The following is a 16,641-nucleotide window of genomic DNA, read 5'->3' as shown; positions in this document are numbered from 1 at the left end:
TGCGATGAGGTGAGGGCGGGATCGGCACCGCCGGGATGCGCTGTGAGGGCCGAGCCGCGCTGCGGCGGAACAGGGGCGGGCCGACCGTGCGGTGAGGTGAGGGCGGGATCGGCACCGCCGGGATGCGCTGTGAGGGCCGAGCCGCGCTGCGGCGGAACAGGGGCGGGCCGACCGTGCGGTGAGGTGGCGTGGGGCGGACATCCGGCCGTCGGCCGGGGAGCCACCGAGTGCGTGTGGCGGGCCGTTGTTCGGAGTGGGCGCGTTGGGATGGGTGCCGGCGGAGGGGGTGGGGGTGGGGCCGCCCTCTCCGCCGGCGGGGTGCTCAGTGGGCCGCTGATTCCCAGTCGGGGCCCACGCCGATCGAGACGTCCAGCGGGGCCCTCAGGTGGACGGCGGCGGCCATCTCCCGGCGGACGATCTCCTCCGTGGCCTCACGCTCCCCGGGGGCGATCTCCAGGACGATTTCGTCGTGGACCTGGAGCAGCATGCGGGACGCGAGGCCCGCCTCACGCAGCGCCCGGTCGACATTGAGCATGGCGATCTTGACGATGTCGGCCGCCGTGCCCTGGATCGGCGCGTTCAGGGCCATGCGCTCCGCCATCTCACGGCGCTGCCGGTTGTCGCTGTTGAGGTCCGGCAGGTAACGGCGGCGGCCGAACAGGGTCTCGGTGTAGCCCGTCGCACGCGCCTCGTCGACCACGCGGCGCAGATAGTCCCGCACACCGCCGAAACGCTCGAAGTACGTGTCCATCAGGGCACGGGCCTCGGCCGCGTCGATGTTCAGCTGCTGGGACAGGCCGAAGGCGGACAGCCCGTACGCCAGGCCGTACGACATCGCCTTGATCTTGCGGCGCATCTCCGCGTCCACCCCGGTCCGGTCGACCGAGAACACCTGCGAGGCGACCGTGCTGTGCAGGTCCTCACCGGAGGTGAACGCCTCGATCAGGCCCGCGTCCTCGGACAGGTGCGCCATCACCCGCAGCTCGATCTGGCTGTAGTCGGCGGTCAGCAGGGATTCGAAGCCCTCTCCGACGACGAAACCACGGCGGATCGCCCGGCCCTCGTCCGTACGGACCGGGATGTTCTGCAGGTTCGGGTCGGTCGAGGAGAGCCGGCCGGTGGCCGCGACGGTCTGGTTGAAGGTCGTGTGGATCCGCCCGTCGCCCGCGACCGTCTTGATCAGACCCTCGACGGTGACGCGCAGCTTCGCCTGCTCACGATGGCGGAGCATGATCACCGGGAGTTCGTTCTCGGTCTGGGTGGCGAGCCAGGCCAGGGCGTCGGCGTCCGTGGTGTAGCCGGTCTTGGTCTTCTTGGTCCTGGGCAGCGCCAGCTCACCGAAGAGGACTTCCTGGAGCTGCTTGGGCGAGCCCAGGTTGAACTCGTGCCCGGCGGCGGCGTGGGCCTCCTTCACCGCCTGCTGCACGGCGCCCGCGAAGGTCTGCTCCATGGCCTCCAGGTGCGCCCGGTCGGCCGCGATGCCGTGCCGCTCCATGCGGGCCAGCAGCGCCGAGGTCGGCAGCTCGACGTCCCGCAGCAGGTCCGCCGCGCCGACCTCGCTCAGCCGGCCCTCGAAGACCTCACCGAGGTCGAGGACCACCCGGGCCTGGATCATGAGCGCCTCGGCCTCGGCGCCGTCGTCCGCGCCGAAGGCGAGCTGCCCGTCGGCCGCGGCGGCGGGGGCCAGCTCACGGCCCAGGTACTCCAGGGACAGCGCGTCCAGGTCGAAGGAGCGACGGCCCGGCTTGACCAGGTACGCGGCGAGTGCCGTGTCCATGCTGACACCGTCGACGCGCCAGCCGTGCTCGGCGAAGACCCGCATGGCGCCCTTCGCGTTGTGCAGGACCTTGGTCCGGCCGGCGTCCGCCAGCCACGCCGCGAACGCCTTCTCGTCGGCCTCGTCCAGCTCGGCCGGGTCGAACCAGGCGGCCGTCCCGTCGGCCGCGGCGAGCGCCACCTCGGCGACCGAGCCGGCACCGAGCGCCCAGCTGTCGACCGTGGACACACCCAGGGGGCGGCCGCCGTGCTCGGCGAGCCAGGGAGCCAGCTCACCGGTGCCGAGCACGGTGCCGTCCAGCTCCACGCCGTCGGCCACGACCACGGTCGCCCCGGCCTCCTCGGCACCCGGGTCGACGGCGAACAACCGCTCCCGCAGGGACGGGTTGCGGATCTCCAGGGTGTCCAGGATCAGCGAGACGCCCTTGCGGTCGTACGGCGCGCGCTCCAGACCGGCCACGGTCCCCGGCAGCTCCACCTGCCGCTCCAGTTCGGTGAGCCGGCGGTTGAGCTTGACCGCCTCCAGGTGGTCGCGGAAGTTCTGCCCGGCCTTGCCCTTGACCTCGTCGGCGCGCTCCACCAGCTCCGTGAAGGAACCGAACTGGTTGATCCACTTGGCGGCCGTCTTCTCACCGACACCCGGGATGCCCGGGAGGTTGTCGGACGGGTCGCCGCGCAGCGCCGCGAAGTCGGGATACTGGGCGGGCGTCAACCCGTACTTCTCGACGACCTTCTCCGGGGTGAAGCGGGTCAGCTCCGACACGCCCTTGGTCGGGTACAGCACCGTCGTGTGCTCGGTGACCAGCTGGAAGGAGTCACGGTCACCGGTGACGATCAGCACCTCGAAGCCCGCGGCCTCGGCCTGGGTGGCGAGTGTCGCGATGATGTCGTCCGCCTCGTACCCCTCGACGGCGAAGCGCGGGGCGTGCATCGCGTCGAGCAGTTCACCGATCAGCTCGACCTGGCCCTTGAACTCGTCCGGGGTCTTGGAACGGTTCGCCTTGTACTCCGTGAACTCCTGGGAACGCCAGGTCTTGCGGGAGACGTCGAAGGCCACCGCGAAGTGCGTGGGCGCCTCGTCGCGGAGCGTGTTGGCCAGCATCGACGCAAAACCGTAGATCGCGTTCGTCGGCTGGCCCGCCGCGGTCGTGAAGTTCTCCGCGGGCAGCGCGAAGAACGCGCGATAGGCCAGCGAGTGCCCGTCCATGAGCATGAGCCGGGGACGGCCGCCGCCGGAGGTCTTGTCGGTCTTCTTCGATGCTGTCTCTGCCACGAACCCGATCCTGCCACGCCGCGCTGACAGCCGGGCCCGGCCCCGTGCCCCGGCCCCAGCCGGGCAGCGGTGCCGCCCGGCGGGAGACGACCGCGACGGCCGACCGGGAGCGACCGCGGGAGTGCCGGTGGCAGGTCCGCGCGTCAACCGCCGCCGATGCCCACGGACCGCCCCGAGCCCGACCGCCCGCCCGCCCGTGCAGCCGACCAGCTTCCCGCCACCCGGCCGACCAGCCACGCGGTCACCCGGCCTCCCAGCGCCCGATCGCCCGGCCGCAAGGGCTGTCACCCCCGCATGCGAGGATCGAGTGCACAGCACACGGATGCATGGCGAAGGGAGCGCGCGATGGCGACGAAGCCGCCGCAGACCGATCCGGTTCAGGACGCGCCGCAGGTCGACGGGCCCCAGCACGCGGCCGCGGGACTGCCGGCCATCCGCCACACACTGCGCATCGCCCAGCAGCAGATGGGCGTGAAGCGCACCGCACTGACCCTGCTCCGGGTCAACCAGAAGGACGGCTTCGACTGCCCGGGCTGCGCCTGGCCGGAACCGGACCACCGGCACACGGCGGAGTTCTGCGAGAACGGCGCGAAAGCGGTCGCCGAGGAGGCCACCCTGCGCCGGGTCACCCCGGAGTTCTTCGCCGCGCACCCGGTGGCCGACCTGGCCAACCGCAGCGGCTACTGGCTGGGACAGCAGGGGCGGCTCACCCACCCCATGTACCTCCCGGAGGACGGCGAACACTACGAGCCGGTCTCCTGGGAACGCGCCTTCGACATCATCGCCGACGAGATCACCGCCCTGTCCTCCCCCGACGAGGCCGTCTTCTACACCTCGGGCCGCACCAGCAACGAGGCCGCCTTCCTCTACCAGCTCTTCGCCCGCGAACTGGGCACGAACAACCTGCCCGACTGCTCGAACATGTGCCACGAGTCGTCCGGGTCCGCCCTGACCGAGACCATCGGCATCGGCAAGGGCAGCGTCCTGCTGGAAGACCTCTACAAGGCCGACCTGATCATCGTCGCTGGACAGAACCCGGGCACCAACCACCCGCGCATGCTCTCCGCCCTGGAGAAGGCCAAGGCCAACGGCGCGAAGATCATCAGCGTCAACCCGCTGCCCGAGGCGGGCCTGGAGCGGTTCAAGAACCCGCAGACCGCCCAGGGCATGCTCAGGGGCGCCGCGCTGACCGACCTGTTCCTGCAGATCCGCATCGGCGGCGACCAGGCCCTGTTCCGGCTCCTCAACAAACTGATCCTGGAAGCCGAGGGCGCCGTCGACGAGACATTCGTCCGCGAGCACACCCATGGCTTCGAGGAGTTCACCGAGGCGGCCCGCGCCGCCGACTGGGACGAGACGCTGACGGCCACGGGCCTCACGCGCGCGGAGATCGACCAGGCCCTGGACATGGTGCTCGCCTCCGAACGCACCATCGTCTGCTGGGCCATGGGCCTCACCCAGCACAAGCACTCCGTGCCGACCATCCGCGAGGTGGTCAACCTCCTGCTGCTGCGCGGCAGCATCGGACGGCCGGGCGCGGGCGTGTGCCCGGTACGCGGACACTCGAACGTGCAGGGCGACCGCACGATGGGCATCTTCGAACGCCCCGCCCCGGCCTTCCTGGACGCCCTGGAGAAGGAATTCGGGTTCACTCCGCCCCGCGAACACGGCTACGACGTCGTACGCGCCATCCGCGCCCTGCGCGACGGCGACGCGAAGGTCTTCTTCGCCATGGGCGGCAACTTCGTCTCCGCCACCCCCGACACCCGGGTGACCGAGGCCGCCGTGCGGCGCGCGCGGCTGACCGTGCACGTGTCGACGAAACTCAACCGCTCGCACGTGGTCACCGGCGCGCGGGCGCTGATCCTGCCCACCCTGGGCCGCACCGAGCGGGACCTGCAGGGCTCCGGCGAGCAGTTCGTGACCGTCGAGGACTCCATGGGCATGGTGCACGCCTCCCGGGGCCGGCTGGAACCGGCCGGCCCGCACCTGCTGTCCGAACCGGCGATCGTGTGCCGGCTGGCACGCCGGGTGCTCGGCCCGGACAGCGTGACCCCGTGGGAGGAGTTCGAGAGGGACTACGCGACGATCCGGGACCGCATCGAGCGGGTCATCCCCGGTTTCGACGACTTCAACGCGCGCGTGGCCCGGCCCGGCGGCTTCGCACTGCCGCACGCCCCGCGCGACGAGCGCCGCTTCCCGACCGCCACCGGCAAGGCGAACTTCACGGCCGCGCCCGTCGAGTACCCGAAGCTCCCGCAGGGCCGGCTGCTGCTGCAGACGCTCCGCTCGCACGACCAGTACAACACCACCATCTACGGCCTCGACGACCGCTACCGCGGCATCAGGAACGGACGCCGGGTAGTCCTGGTCAACCCCGAGGACGCACGGGAACTGCGCCTGGCCGACGGATCGTACGTCGACCTGGTGAGCGAGTGGCAGGACGGCATCGAGCGGCGGGCCCCCGGATTCCGGGTGGTGCACTACCCGACGGCACGCGGCTGCGCGGCCGCCTACTACCCCGAGACCAATGTCCTGGTGCCGCTCGACGCCACCGCGGACACCAGCAACACCCCGGCCAGCAAGTCCGTCGTGGTGCGTCTGGAACAATCGGCGACCGACTGAGCGTTTGCTCAGCCGAGTCCCAGTGAGCTGACCACGACGAACGGAGCCTGTCCCGATGGGCGAGCAGCCGGATCTGAAGTTCCCGCAGGAGATCATCGACGAGTACGCCGCGCTCGGCATCGACCTGCACGCCCTGTTCTCCGCCGGCCACCTCGGGTCGCGGATGGGTGTGCGGATCACCGAGGCGTCGGCGGACCGGGTCGTCGGGACCATGCCGGTGGAGGGAAACACCCAGCCCTACGGGCTGCTGCACGGAGGTGCGTCCGCCGTGCTCGCGGAGACCCTCGGCTCCATCGGCTCGATGCTGCACGGCGGCAGCTCGAAGATCGCCGTGGGCGTCGACCTGAACTGCACACACCACCGGGGAGTGCGGTCAGGGCTGGTCACCGGAGTGGCGACACCCGTGCACCGGGGGCGCAGCACCGCGACGTACGACATCGCGATCAGCGACGAGACCGGACGGCGAGTCTGCAGCGCCCGGCTGACCTGCCTGCTGCGCGACGTCAACGCGGACGACGCGGCCCGGGCCCGCCCCGCCCAGGACTGACCACCCGCCCACGCCCCACCGGCGTGTCCGCCCCGGCTGGACCTCCGGGGCGGCGGGGAGATCCCCGGGCGACCGCGACCGCACCCCGGCCGACCGCACCCGGACGGCCGCAACGGCGCTGCCGCACACCGACCACCAGGGCAGCGCCATACGCCGACCTCCGGGCCGACCCCGTACACCGACCGCCCGACCACCCGACCGGCACCGCGCACCGCCCGCCGGGCCGGCTCTCCACACCGACCGGCCGACCACCGGGCCGACCCCGTACACCGACCGCCCGACCACCCGACCGGCACCGCGCACCGCCCGCCGGGCCGGCTCCGCACGCCCACGACGGGAAGCCGATCGCCGGGCGCGGCCGACAACGACCCATGGCCCACGATCCATGGCTCATACCGGACCGTTGTCTACCGCACCGCCGCGCACCGCGCCGCCGCCCCGCACGGCGACGCCCGGCGGGCCCGCAGCACACCGCCACAGCCACCGCCCCGACACCGCCATCGGCCGACAGGCCCACGGCAGGCGCCCACCCAGGCGGGCTCGCGACACCTCAACCGACCGCCGCCGCCCGTGAACTGACCGAACGTCACGACGGCTCGCCCTCACCCGCTGCCGTTGCCAGCGAGTTGACGGAGCGTGAACTTCTGCCCTACGCCAGCCGATAGCGGGCACCAGGATCACGGGCACGGAACCGCGGCGGCAGCGAGCACCACCGCCCCACGGCGCGGGGCGCGACCCACCCGCCGCCGGCGCACCGGTACCCCGCCAGTACCGACCTCCGCCGGGGCCGTCAAGCCACCTGCCGGACTTTCACCGGCCGCACCACCCCACTCCCTTTTCCGGACAAAAACGGGCCCTCCCCGCAAGATCCCGACAATCACGCATGTGACGGAATGCGGAAACATTCCGAAAAAGGCCCGATCAACTTTCCCCGAAGTAACTCTGCGTAATACGGACGCAATGCGGGCACTCGATTTCCCCCAGGAGTCACGATGCACACAACACCCCCCAGAAACCCTTCCAGCCACCCAGAACAAGCACACCATGTAATCACCAAAAAGCCCGAGACACCTGAACCGATCACGGCCGGTCCTGCGGGTTCTCGCTATACGGACGGGGCGAATCGGCCTGAATTCATGCGTTCCCCCCACGGAGTACCGCTCTGCATTACCTCGTGTCATAACAAGAGCGTCACAGCATTGGCCATACCCTCTCCCCATTCCACAGACCCGGCCTAGAGTCACGGCCAGTCACCGCGCCGTCAGATCGCTTTTCGGCCCAGCGGGCGACACCGACCGTTTCCAGGGGGATGCGGTCGTGACAGGGAAAGGACTGATCGTGCGCCAACGTTCGCTCATCGCCATCACCGCCGCGCTGGCGGCGGGAGCACTCACACTCACCGCCTGCGGCTCGCGCGACAGCGGCGACAACGGCTCGGACTCCAGCAGCGGCGGCACCACCGTTGTGATCGGCGTCGACGCCCCGCTGACCGGACAGAACTCCGCCACCGGCCTCGGCCTCCAGTACGGCGCCCAGATCGCCGCCGACGACGCCAACAAGAACAAGACCGTCCCCGGCGTCACCTTCAAGGTCAAGGCCCTCGACGACAAGGCACTGCCCGCCACCGGCCAGCAGAACGCCACCCAACTCGTCGCGGACGACACCGTCCTCGGCGTCGTCGGCCCCCTCAACTCCGGTGTCGCGACGCAGATGCAGCAGGTCTTCGCCACCGCCAACCTGGTCGAGATCTCCCCCGCCAACACCGCCCCCGAACTCACCCAGGGCAAGAACTGGCAGACCAAGAAGGTCCGCCCCTACAAGACCTACTTCCGCACCGCCACCACCGACGAACTCCAGGGCGGATTCGCCGCGGACTACGCCTACAACGGCCTCAAGAAGAAGAAGGCCTTCGTCGTCGACGACAAGCAGACCTACGGCGCCGGCCTCTCCAAGATCTTCAAGGAACAGTTCGCCAAGCAGGGCGGCAAGGTCATCGGCACCGACCACGTCAACGTCGGCGACCGCGACTTCTCCACCCTCGTCACCAAGATCAAGAACTCCGGCGCCGACATCCTCTACTACGGCGGCCAGTACGACGAGTCCCAGATCCTCACCAAGCAGCTCAAGGACGCCGGCGCCAACATCCCGCTCTTCGGCGGCGACGGAATGTTCACCCCCACCTACATCAAGACCGCAGGCAAAGCCGCCGAAGGCGACCTCGTCACCTCCATCGGCGTCCCCGTCGACACCCTCCCCGCCGCCAAGACCTTCGTCGACACCTACAAAGCCAAGAAGTACCCCGGCGACTACGGCACCTACGGCACCTACTCCTACGACGCCGCCACCGCCATCATCAAGGCCGTCGGCCAGGTCGTGAAGGACGGCAAGATCCCCTCCGACGCCCGCGCCCAGATCGTCGACGCCGTCCAGAAATCCAGCTTCGACGGCCTCTCCGGAAAAATCTCCTTCGACGAATACGGCGACACCACCAACAAGCAGCTGACCGTCTACCAGGTCACCAACGGCGAGTGGAAGTCCGTCAAGAGCGGCACCTTCGAACCCAAGAGCTGACCTGAACAGCACACCGCACCACCCCGGGCCGCGCGGCACAGACCACCGTCACCGCGCGGCCCCCCTGTCTACCCACAAACACTCCCACCACATGGAGGCCATGCGGTGAACACCCTGCCGCAGCAGCTGGCCAACGGGCTGTTCCTCGGCTCGATGTACGGCCTGATCGCCATCGGCTACACGATGGTGTACGGCATCGTCCAGCTCATCAACTTCGCCCACGGCGAGATCTTCATGACCGGAGGCTTCGGCGCACTCACGGTCTACCTCGCCCTCCCGGACGGCATATCCATGTGGATTGCCCTACCCGCAATGCTCATCGGCGGCGCACTCATCGCCGTCCTCATCGCCGTCGGCGCCGAACGCTTCGCCTACCGACCCCTACGCGGCGCACCACGCCTCGCCCCCCTCATCACCGCCATCGGCCTCTCACTCGCCCTCCAACAACTCGTCTTCAACCTCTACCCCGACGCCAAAACCGCCCGAGTCTTCCCCCAACTCCCCTTCGGGCCCTACCACATCGGCTCCATGACCATCCAAAGCGGCGACATCTTCCTCATCATCGCCGCCCCCCTCTGCATGGCCGTCCTCGCCTTCTTCGTCCGCCTCTCCCGCACCGGCCGCGCCATGCAAGCCACCGCCCAAGACCCCGACACCGCCCAACTCATGGGCATCGACACCAACCGCATCATCGTCGTCGCCTTCGCCATCGGCGGCCTCTTCGCAGCCGTCGCCGGCGTCTCCTACGGCCTCAAATACGGCTCCGTCGCCTACGACATGGGCTTCATCGCCGGCCTCAAAGCCTTCACCGCCGCCGTCCTCGGCGGCATCGGCAACATCTACGGCGCCATGCTCGGCGGCCTCGTCCTCGGCCTCGCCGAAGCCATGGCCACCGCCTACATCGCCGACATCCCCGGCATGCAACAACTAGGCGGACAAGGCTGGGCCGCCGTATGGGCCTTCGTCCTCCTCATCCTCGTCCTCCTGTTCAGACCACAAGGCCTACTCGGCGAACGCGTCACGGACAGGGCGTGACCACCATGACCCACACCACCACACACACCACCCGCGGCCCCATCCCCCTCCCCCGGACCGCCACCCGCCTCCTCATCACCCTCGGCGCCCTCGGCACCATCGCCAGCACCTTCCTCAGCTGGACCTGGACCTCCCAATTCCCCGGCGACCTCACCGTCTACGGCTACCCAGCCGGACTCCAGATCATCGCCCTCACCGCCGGCGCCCTCACCCTCCTCCACGCCCTCACCCTCTGGAACACCCCAGGACTCCACTGGCTCAACCCCGGCAAAAACACCACCCCCATCCTCCTCACCGCCCTCTCCGCCTTCACCGTCTGCTGGTTCACCGCCATCGCCATCGCAGTCGACCTCGGCGGCCTCGTCAACCTCGAACCCGGCGCCTACACCGCCCTCATCACCTCCGCACTCCCCGTCCTCGGCGCCCTCGCCCTCCCCCACCCCGCCCCCGGCACCGGCATCCGCGGCTACCTCACCAAACCCGACCAACCCCACCCCAAAACCACCAACCCCATCACCGAACGCGCCATCATCACCGCCGCAACCGCACTCGCCCTCGCCGTCTTCACCTACGGCATCGGCATCGACAACGACGCCAGCGAAACCTTCATCGGCTACCTCCTCGCCGTCGTCTTCGCCGCCTGGGCACTCGTCCACGCCGGACTCCTCGACCGCTACGCCACCATCTCCGCCCACCACAAAGGCTTCGCAGCAACCCTCGCCTTCATCGCCGCAGCCATCTTCCCCTTCACCCAGAACAACGACCACAACGCCAACATCGGCGTCAACATCCTCATCTTCGCCACCGTCGCCCTCGGCCTGAACATCGTCGTCGGCCTCACCGGCCTCCTCGACCTCGGCTACGTCGCCTTCCTCGGCGTCGGCGCCTACGCAGCCGCCCTCGTCTCCGGCTCCGAATACTCCCGATTCTCCGGCGTCCACTTCCCCTTCTGGGCCGCCGCCCTCACCGGCATGGCCGCCTCCCTCGTCTTCGGCGTCCTCATCGGAGCACCCACCCTCCGCCTCCGCGGCGACTACCTCGCCATCGTCACCCTCGGCTTCGGCGAAATCTTCCGCATCGCCGTCAACAACCTCGACGGAGACTCCGGACCCGACATCACCCGCGGCCCCAACGGCATCACCCAGATCCCCGACCTCAACATCTTCGGATTCAACCTCGGCCAACCCCACGACCTCGGCGGATTCACCCTCGGCCGATTCGCCAACTACCTCTTCCTCATGCTCATCGTCACGGCCATCGTCGTCATCGTCTTCACCCGCGCCGCCGACTCCCGCATCGGCCGCTCCTGGATCGCCATCCGCGAAGACGAAACCGCCGCCACCGCCATGGGCATCAACGGATTCCGCGTCAAACTCATCGCCTTCGCCCTCGGCGCCTCCCTCGCAGGACTCGCCGGCACCGTCATGGCCCACGTCAACTACAGCGTCAACCCACAGCCCTACCAATTCGCCGGCGCCGCCCCGCCCAACTCCGCCTTCCTCCTCGCCGCCGTCGTCCTCGGCGGCATGGGCACCGTCAGCGGCCCACTCCTCGGCGCCAGCGTCCTCTACCTCGTCCCCGAAAAACTCCAATTCCTCCAGAACTACGAACTCCTCGCCTTCGGCATCGCCCTCATCCTCCTCATGCGATTCCGCCCCGAAGGCATCATCGCCAACCGCCGCCGCCAACTGGAATTCCACGAGACCGGCCAACTCGACGTACCAGCACAAACCACACTCGCCGACGAACCGGCCGTCAACAAGGCGGGGGCATGACCACCACCATGACCACACCAGTACTCCAAGCCCGCGACGTCACCATGCGCTTCGGCGGCCTCACCGCCGTACGCTCCGTCGACTTCACCGTCAACAGCGGCGAAATCGTCGGCCTCATCGGCCCCAACGGCGCCGGCAAAACCACCTTCTTCAACTGCCTCACCGGCCTCTACACCCCCACCGAAGGCACCGTCACCTACAAAGGAACCACCCTCCCACCCAAACCACACCTCGTCACCCAAGCAGGCATCGCCCGCACCTTCCAAAACATCCGCCTCTTCGCCAACATGACCGTCCTCGAAAACGTCCTCGTAGGACGCCACACACGCACCAAAGAAGGACTCTGGTCAGCACTCCTACGCGGCCCCGGCTTCAAAAAAGCCGAAAAAGCAAGCGAAGAACGCGCCACCGAACTCCTCGAATTCATCGGCCTCGCCCACAAAAAAGACCACCTCGCCCGCAACCTCCCCTACGGCGAACAACGCAAACTCGAAATCGCACGAGCACTCGCCTCCGAACCCGGACTACTCCTCCTCGACGAACCCACCGCGGGCATGAACCCCCAAGAAACCCGCACCACCGAAGAACTCGTCTTCGCCATCCGCGACCAAGGCATCGCCGTCCTCGTCATCGAGCACGACATGCGCTTCATCTTCAACCTCTGCGACCGCGTAGCCGTCCTCGTACAAGGCGAAAAACTCATCGAAGGCACCTCCGACATCGTCCAGGCAGACGAACGCGTCATCGCCGCCTACCTCGGCGAACCCTTCGAAGCCGACCCCGGACAAGCCGACACCGCGGACAACAACGCCACCGCGGACAGCACCACCGGCACCACCAAGGGAGAAGCCCAGTGACCGCACTACTAGAGGTCAAAGACCTCAGGGTCGCCTACGGCAAAATCGAAGCCGTCAAGGGCATCTCCTTCACCGTCGAAGCCGGCCAAGTAGTCACCCTCATCGGCACCAACGGCGCCGGAAAAACAACCACCCTACGCACCCTCTCCGGACTCCTCAAACCCACCTCCGGAACCATCCACTTCGACGGCCACCCCCTCACCGGCGTCCCCGCCCACAAAATCGTCGCACTCGGCCTCGCCCACTCCCCCGAAGGCCGACACATCTTCCCCCGCCTCACCATCACCGAAAACCTCCAACTCGGCGCCTTCCTCCGCAAAGACAAAGAAGGCATCGAAACAGACATCCAACGCGCCTACGACCTCTTCCCCATCCTCGGCGAACGCCGCAAACAACCCGCAGGCACCCTCTCAGGCGGCGAACAACAAATGCTCGCCATGGGCCGCGCACTCATGTCACGACCCAAACTCCTCATGCTCGACGAACCCTCCATGGGCCTCTCACCGATCATGATGCAAAAAATCATGGCCACCATCGCCGAACTCAAAACCCAAGGCACCACCATCCTGCTCGTCGAACAAAACGCACAAGCAGCACTCTCCCTCGCCGACCAAGGCCACGTCATGGAAATCGGCACCATCGCCCTCTCCGGCACCGGCCAAAACCTCCTCCACGACGAATCCGTACGCAAGGCATACCTCGGCGAAGACTAAAAACACACACCACAACAAAAAACAAGGCCCGCGCCCCCAAACCCAGGGCGCGGGCCTCGCCACAACCAGCCGAAATCAACCCCGACCCGGCTTCGACTTCTTCTCCGCACTGTCCGCAATAACAGCCTCAGCAACCTGCTGCATCGACATACGCCGATCCATCGACGTCTTCTGAATCCACCGAAAAGCCGCCGGCTCCGACAACCCATACTCCGTCTGAAGAATCGACTTCGCCCGATCCACCAGCTTCCGCGTCTCCAACCGCTGCGTAAGATCCGCGATCTCCCGCTCCAACTGACGCAACTCAGTGAACCGCGACACCGCCATCTCGATCGCCGGCACCACATCACTCTTGCTGAACGGCTTCACCAGATACGCCATCGCACCCGCATCACGAGCACGCTCCACCAGATCCCGCTGCGAGAAAGCAGTCAACATCAACACCGGAGCGATCGACTCCTCGGCGATCTTCTCCGCCGCTGAGATGCCGTCGAGCTTCGGCATCTTCACATCCAGGATCACCAGATCAGGCCGGTGCTCACGAGCCAGCTCCACGGCCTGCTCCCCGTCACCGGCCTCACCGACGACGCTGTACCCCTCCTCCTCCAGCATCTCTTTCAGGTCGAGCCGGATCAGGGCCTCGTCCTCGGCGATGACGACACGGGTCGTCAGCGGAGGCACGTGCGACTTGTCGTCGTCGGGCACGTCTACGGGCTGGGGCGACTCGGGGGCGGTCACGTGGGCTCCTCGTTCGGGGCAGGGTACTGCTGACAAGAGCCTACCTAGCTGCGGTAAGGTAGGGGCACGGCGGGTGACCGCCAGCCTTCGTTTTGCAGGAGGCCCCGGTAGCCCAGCGGTAGAGGCCCGGTGCTCAAACCACCGCCAGCGTGGGTTCGAATCCCACCCGGGGCACTTTCCTTCGATTCCAAGGTCACATTATAAGCGGATGTCCACGTTCTCGTGAACATCCGTTTTTCGTTGCGTGTCGCCACGATCAGGACCCCAGAGTGGCTTCATGGAACAGCACAGCCCTTCGATTCGGGCGCAGGCGGTCGCTCTCCTTCGCCAAGGGATCCCGAACCGTACAGTCGCCGAGCAGCTCAACATCCCACGTGGCACCATCGGCTGGTGGCGGAGCGAGGATCGGCGGGCACGCGGTGAAAAATACGTGAGGCCGACCGACTGCCCCCGCTGCACGGCCCGTGACTTCGACGAGGCTGCCTACGCCTACCTGCTGGGCCTCTACCTCGGCGACGGCCACATCATCTCGAAGCGCAAGCAGCATCACCTGTCCATCTTCTGCAATGCGACGCAGACAGGGCTGATCTCCGCCGCTGAACAGGCGATGCACCGGGTGATGCCGTTACCCAGCGTCAGTCGGCGCCACACACAAGGCTGTGTTGAGGTGAAGTCCTACACAGAGCACTGGGTCTGCATGTTCCCCCAGCACGGCCCCGGCAAGAAGCACGAGCGCCCGATCACACTCGAACCCTGGCAGCAGGAGATCGTGGACGCCCACCCCTGGGCGTTCATCCGCGGTCTCATCCATTCGGACGGCTGCCGTATCACCAACTGGACCACCCGCATGGTGGGCGGTGAACGCAAGCGCTACGAATACCCGCGATACTTCTTCACCAACAAATCGGACGACATCCGGAAACTCTTCACCGACACTCTCGACGCGGTCGGGGTCGAGTGGACCACGCTCGCTCGTGGCAGTGACCCGTTCAACATCTCCGTCGCCCGCAGGGCCTCCGTGGCGTTGATGGACGTCCATGTCGGGCCCAAGTACTGACCGTGCCGGCCCCTGCTATCGCGGGCTGTCGTCCTCGCCGATGTGGTGGACGCGGACCATGTTCGTGGTGCCGGGGACTCCGGGCGGGGAGCCCGCGGTGATCACTACGACGTCGCCCGGTTGGCAGCGGCCGTATGCGAGGAGCAGTTCGTCCACCTGGTCGACCATGGCGTCGGTGGAGTCGACGTGGGGGACGAGGAAGGTTTCGGTGCCCCAGGTGAGGCTGAGCTGGGAGCGGGTGGCGGGGTCGGGGGTGAAGGCGAGGAGGGGGATCGGGGAGCGGTAGCGGGAGAGCCGGCGGGCGGTGTCTCCGGATTGGGTGAAGGCGACGAGGTGGGTGGCGCCGAGGAAGTCGCCCATTTCGGCGGCGGCGCGGGCGATGGCGCCGCCTTGGGTGCGGGGTTTGTTGTGGTCGGTGAGTGGGGGGAGGCCTTTGGCGAGGAGGTCTTCTTCGGCGGCTTCGACGATGCGGGCCATGGTGCGGACGGTTTGGGTGGTGTGTTTGCCGACGCTGGTTTCGCCGGAGAGCATGACGGCGTCGGTGCCGTCGATGATGGCGTTGGCGACGTCGCTGGCTTCGGCGCGGGTGGGGCGGGAGTTCTCGATCATGGAGTCGAGCATTTGGGTGGCGACGATGACTGGTTTGGCGTTGCGTTTGGCGAGTTTGATGGCGCGTTTTTGGACGAGTGGTACCTGTTCGAGGGGCATTTCGACGCCGAGGTCGCCGCGGGCGACCATGATGGCGTCGAAGGCGGCGATGATGTCGTCGATGTTGTCGACGGCTTGGGGTTTTTCGATTTTGGCGATGACGGGGAGGTGGCGGCCTTCTTCGTTCATGATGCGGTGGACGTCTTCGATGTCTTTGCCGCTGCGGACGAAGGAGAGGGCGATGGCGTCGAAGCCGGTGCGGAGGGCCCAGCGGAGGTCGGCTTCGTCTTTGTCGGAGAGCGCGGGGACGGTGACGGCGACGCCGGGGAGGTTGATGCCTTTGTGGTCGGAGATCATGCCGCCTTCGACCACGGTGGTGTGGACTCGGGGGCCGTCGACGGTGGTGACTTGGAGGGTGACTTTGCCGTCGTCGATGAGGATGCGTTCACCGGGGGTGACGTCGGTGGGGAGGCCGGTGTGGGTGGTTCCGCACTGGTGGCGGTCGCCTTTGGCGTCGGGTTCGACGGTGATGGTGAAGGTGTCTCCGCGTTCGAGGAGTACGGGTCCTTCGGTGAAGTGGCCGAGGCGGATCTTCGGGCCTTGAAGGTCGGCGAGGAGGCCGATGTTGCGGCCGGTTTCGTCGGCGGCCTTTCGGACGTGCTGGTATCGCTGCTCGTGCTCGGCGTGGTCGCCGTGGCTGAGGTTGAGGCGGGCGACGTCCATTCCGGCTTCGGCCAGGGCTTTGATCTGGTCGTATGTGTCGGTGGCGGGGCCCAGTGTACAGACGATCTTTGCTCGGCGCATGCATCGAGCGTAGGGCTTACCGGTGGGTAGGGAATTGGCCGGACGTGTCTGCTCAACAACCTTTGGGTAAAGGTCTATTGACAAGTGTTGAATTGTGCGACCGGGTGCTCTGATGAGCATTTGGCGGTGTCCGGAGGGGTGGGTGGGCTGGTCACCGTGGGCCGTTGGGGTGGTGCGGACAGTTACTGACTGTCACCTTTCAGGGGGTTGTGTGTTGCTCGG

Annotated in this window: 11 protein-coding genes and 1 tRNA gene; 9 read left to right on the top strand and 3 right to left on the bottom strand. The window is 67.6% G+C overall.

Going from position 1 to position 16,641, the window contains the following annotated elements; all coding sequences use genetic code 11:
* Positions 1-322: 322 nt before the first annotated feature.
* The gene (gene polA, locus ACFY2B_RS24260) at positions 323-3,049 is read right to left on the bottom strand and encodes a DNA polymerase I (RefSeq protein WP_390765168.1); all 2,727 of its coding nucleotides are present in this window, start codon (positions 3,047-3,049) and stop codon (positions 323-325) included.
* A 345-nt stretch (positions 3,050-3,394) separates the two neighbouring features.
* Between polA and ACFY2B_RS24255 the strand changes: the two genes are divergently transcribed.
* The 7 genes from ACFY2B_RS24255 to ACFY2B_RS24225 all read left to right on the top strand — a co-directional run bounded on the left by ACFY2B_RS24255 (position 3,395) and on the right by ACFY2B_RS24225 (position 13,172).
* Positions 3,395-5,674 (top strand): FdhF/YdeP family oxidoreductase, encoded by a 2,280-nt coding sequence (locus ACFY2B_RS24255; RefSeq protein WP_390765167.1) that lies wholly within the window; start codon positions 3,395-3,397, stop codon positions 5,672-5,674.
* Between the two features lie 55 nt (positions 5,675-5,729).
* Positions 5,730-6,221, top strand: coding sequence for a PaaI family thioesterase (locus ACFY2B_RS24250; protein WP_390765166.1), 492 nt, complete (start codon positions 5,730-5,732; stop codon positions 6,219-6,221).
* Positions 6,222-7,559: 1,338 nt separating this feature from the next.
* Positions 7,560-8,792 carry a branched-chain amino acid ABC transporter substrate-binding protein gene (locus ACFY2B_RS24245; RefSeq protein WP_390765165.1) on the top strand — a complete coding sequence of 411 codons (1,233 nt, stop codon included), beginning with the start codon at positions 7,560-7,562 and terminating at the stop codon, positions 8,790-8,792.
* A 105-nt stretch (positions 8,793-8,897) separates the two neighbouring features.
* Positions 8,898-9,827: a branched-chain amino acid ABC transporter permease gene (locus ACFY2B_RS24240; RefSeq protein WP_390765164.1), complete on the top strand. Its 930-nt coding sequence runs from the start codon at positions 8,898-8,900 to the stop codon at positions 9,825-9,827.
* A 5-nt stretch (positions 9,828-9,832) separates the two neighbouring features.
* A complete protein-coding gene (locus tag ACFY2B_RS24235; protein WP_390765237.1) occupies positions 9,833-11,602 on the top strand; it encodes a branched-chain amino acid ABC transporter permease in 1,770 nt (589 codons plus the stop codon).
* Positions 11,603-11,610: 8 nt separating this feature from the next.
* Complete coding sequence (locus ACFY2B_RS24230; protein ID WP_390765236.1) at positions 11,611-12,459, top strand: ABC transporter ATP-binding protein; 849 nt, start codon at positions 11,611-11,613, stop codon at positions 12,457-12,459.
* Positions 12,456-13,172, top strand: coding sequence for an ABC transporter ATP-binding protein (locus tag ACFY2B_RS24225; protein ID WP_390765163.1), 717 nt, complete (start codon positions 12,456-12,458; stop codon positions 13,170-13,172). The genes ACFY2B_RS24230 and ACFY2B_RS24225 overlap by 4 nt, the downstream gene beginning before the upstream one ends.
* Before the next feature lie 75 nt (positions 13,173-13,247).
* Here the strand turns inward: ACFY2B_RS24225 and ACFY2B_RS24220 are convergent, their stop codons facing one another.
* The gene (locus ACFY2B_RS24220; RefSeq protein WP_376532504.1) at positions 13,248-13,910 is read right to left on the bottom strand and encodes an ANTAR domain-containing response regulator; all 663 of its coding nucleotides are present in this window, start codon (positions 13,908-13,910) and stop codon (positions 13,248-13,250) included.
* Between the two features lie 101 nt (positions 13,911-14,011).
* Here ACFY2B_RS24220 and ACFY2B_RS24215 point away from each other — a divergent pair.
* Positions 14,012-14,084 (top strand) — tRNA-Leu (locus tag ACFY2B_RS24215).
* Positions 14,085-14,187: 103 nt separating this feature from the next.
* Positions 14,188-14,967 carry a helix-turn-helix domain-containing protein gene (locus tag ACFY2B_RS24210; RefSeq protein WP_390765162.1) on the top strand — a complete coding sequence of 260 codons (780 nt, stop codon included), beginning with the start codon at positions 14,188-14,190 and terminating at the stop codon, positions 14,965-14,967.
* 15 nt (positions 14,968-14,982) lie between these two features.
* Here the strand turns inward: ACFY2B_RS24210 and pyk are convergent, their stop codons facing one another.
* Positions 14,983-16,419 (bottom strand): pyruvate kinase, encoded by a 1,437-nt coding sequence (gene pyk / locus ACFY2B_RS24205; protein WP_390765161.1) that lies wholly within the window; start codon positions 16,417-16,419, stop codon positions 14,983-14,985.
* Positions 16,420-16,641: the final 222 nt, after the last annotated feature.

The sequence above is a fragment of the Streptomyces sp. NPDC001270 genome (genome assembly GCF_042896695.1).
Lineage (GTDB): Bacteria > Actinomycetota > Actinomycetes > Streptomycetales > Streptomycetaceae > Streptomyces.
This window is presented reverse-complemented; position numbering and strand designations above follow the sequence as displayed.

Bases quoted from the DNA above. Each gene is read 5' to 3' on its own strand.
- ACFY2B_RS24255 (WP_390765167.1), top strand. From the start codon at position 3,395: ATGGCGACGAAGCCGCCGCAGACCGATCCGGTTCAGGACGCGCCGCAG.
- ACFY2B_RS24250 (WP_390765166.1), top strand. From the start codon at position 5,730: ATGGGCGAGCAGCCGGATCTGAAGTTCCCGCAGGAGATCATCGACGAG.
- ACFY2B_RS24235 (WP_390765237.1), top strand. From the start codon at position 9,833: ATGACCCACACCACCACACACACCACCCGCGGCCCCATCCCCCTCCCC.
- ACFY2B_RS24230 (WP_390765236.1), top strand. From the start codon at position 11,611: ATGACCACACCAGTACTCCAAGCCCGCGACGTCACCATGCGCTTCGGC.
- ACFY2B_RS24210 (WP_390765162.1), top strand. From the start codon at position 14,188: ATGGAACAGCACAGCCCTTCGATTCGGGCGCAGGCGGTCGCTCTCCTT.
- pyk (WP_390765161.1), bottom strand. From the start codon at position 16,419: ATGCGCCGAGCAAAGATCGTCTGTACACTGGGCCCCGCCACCGACACA.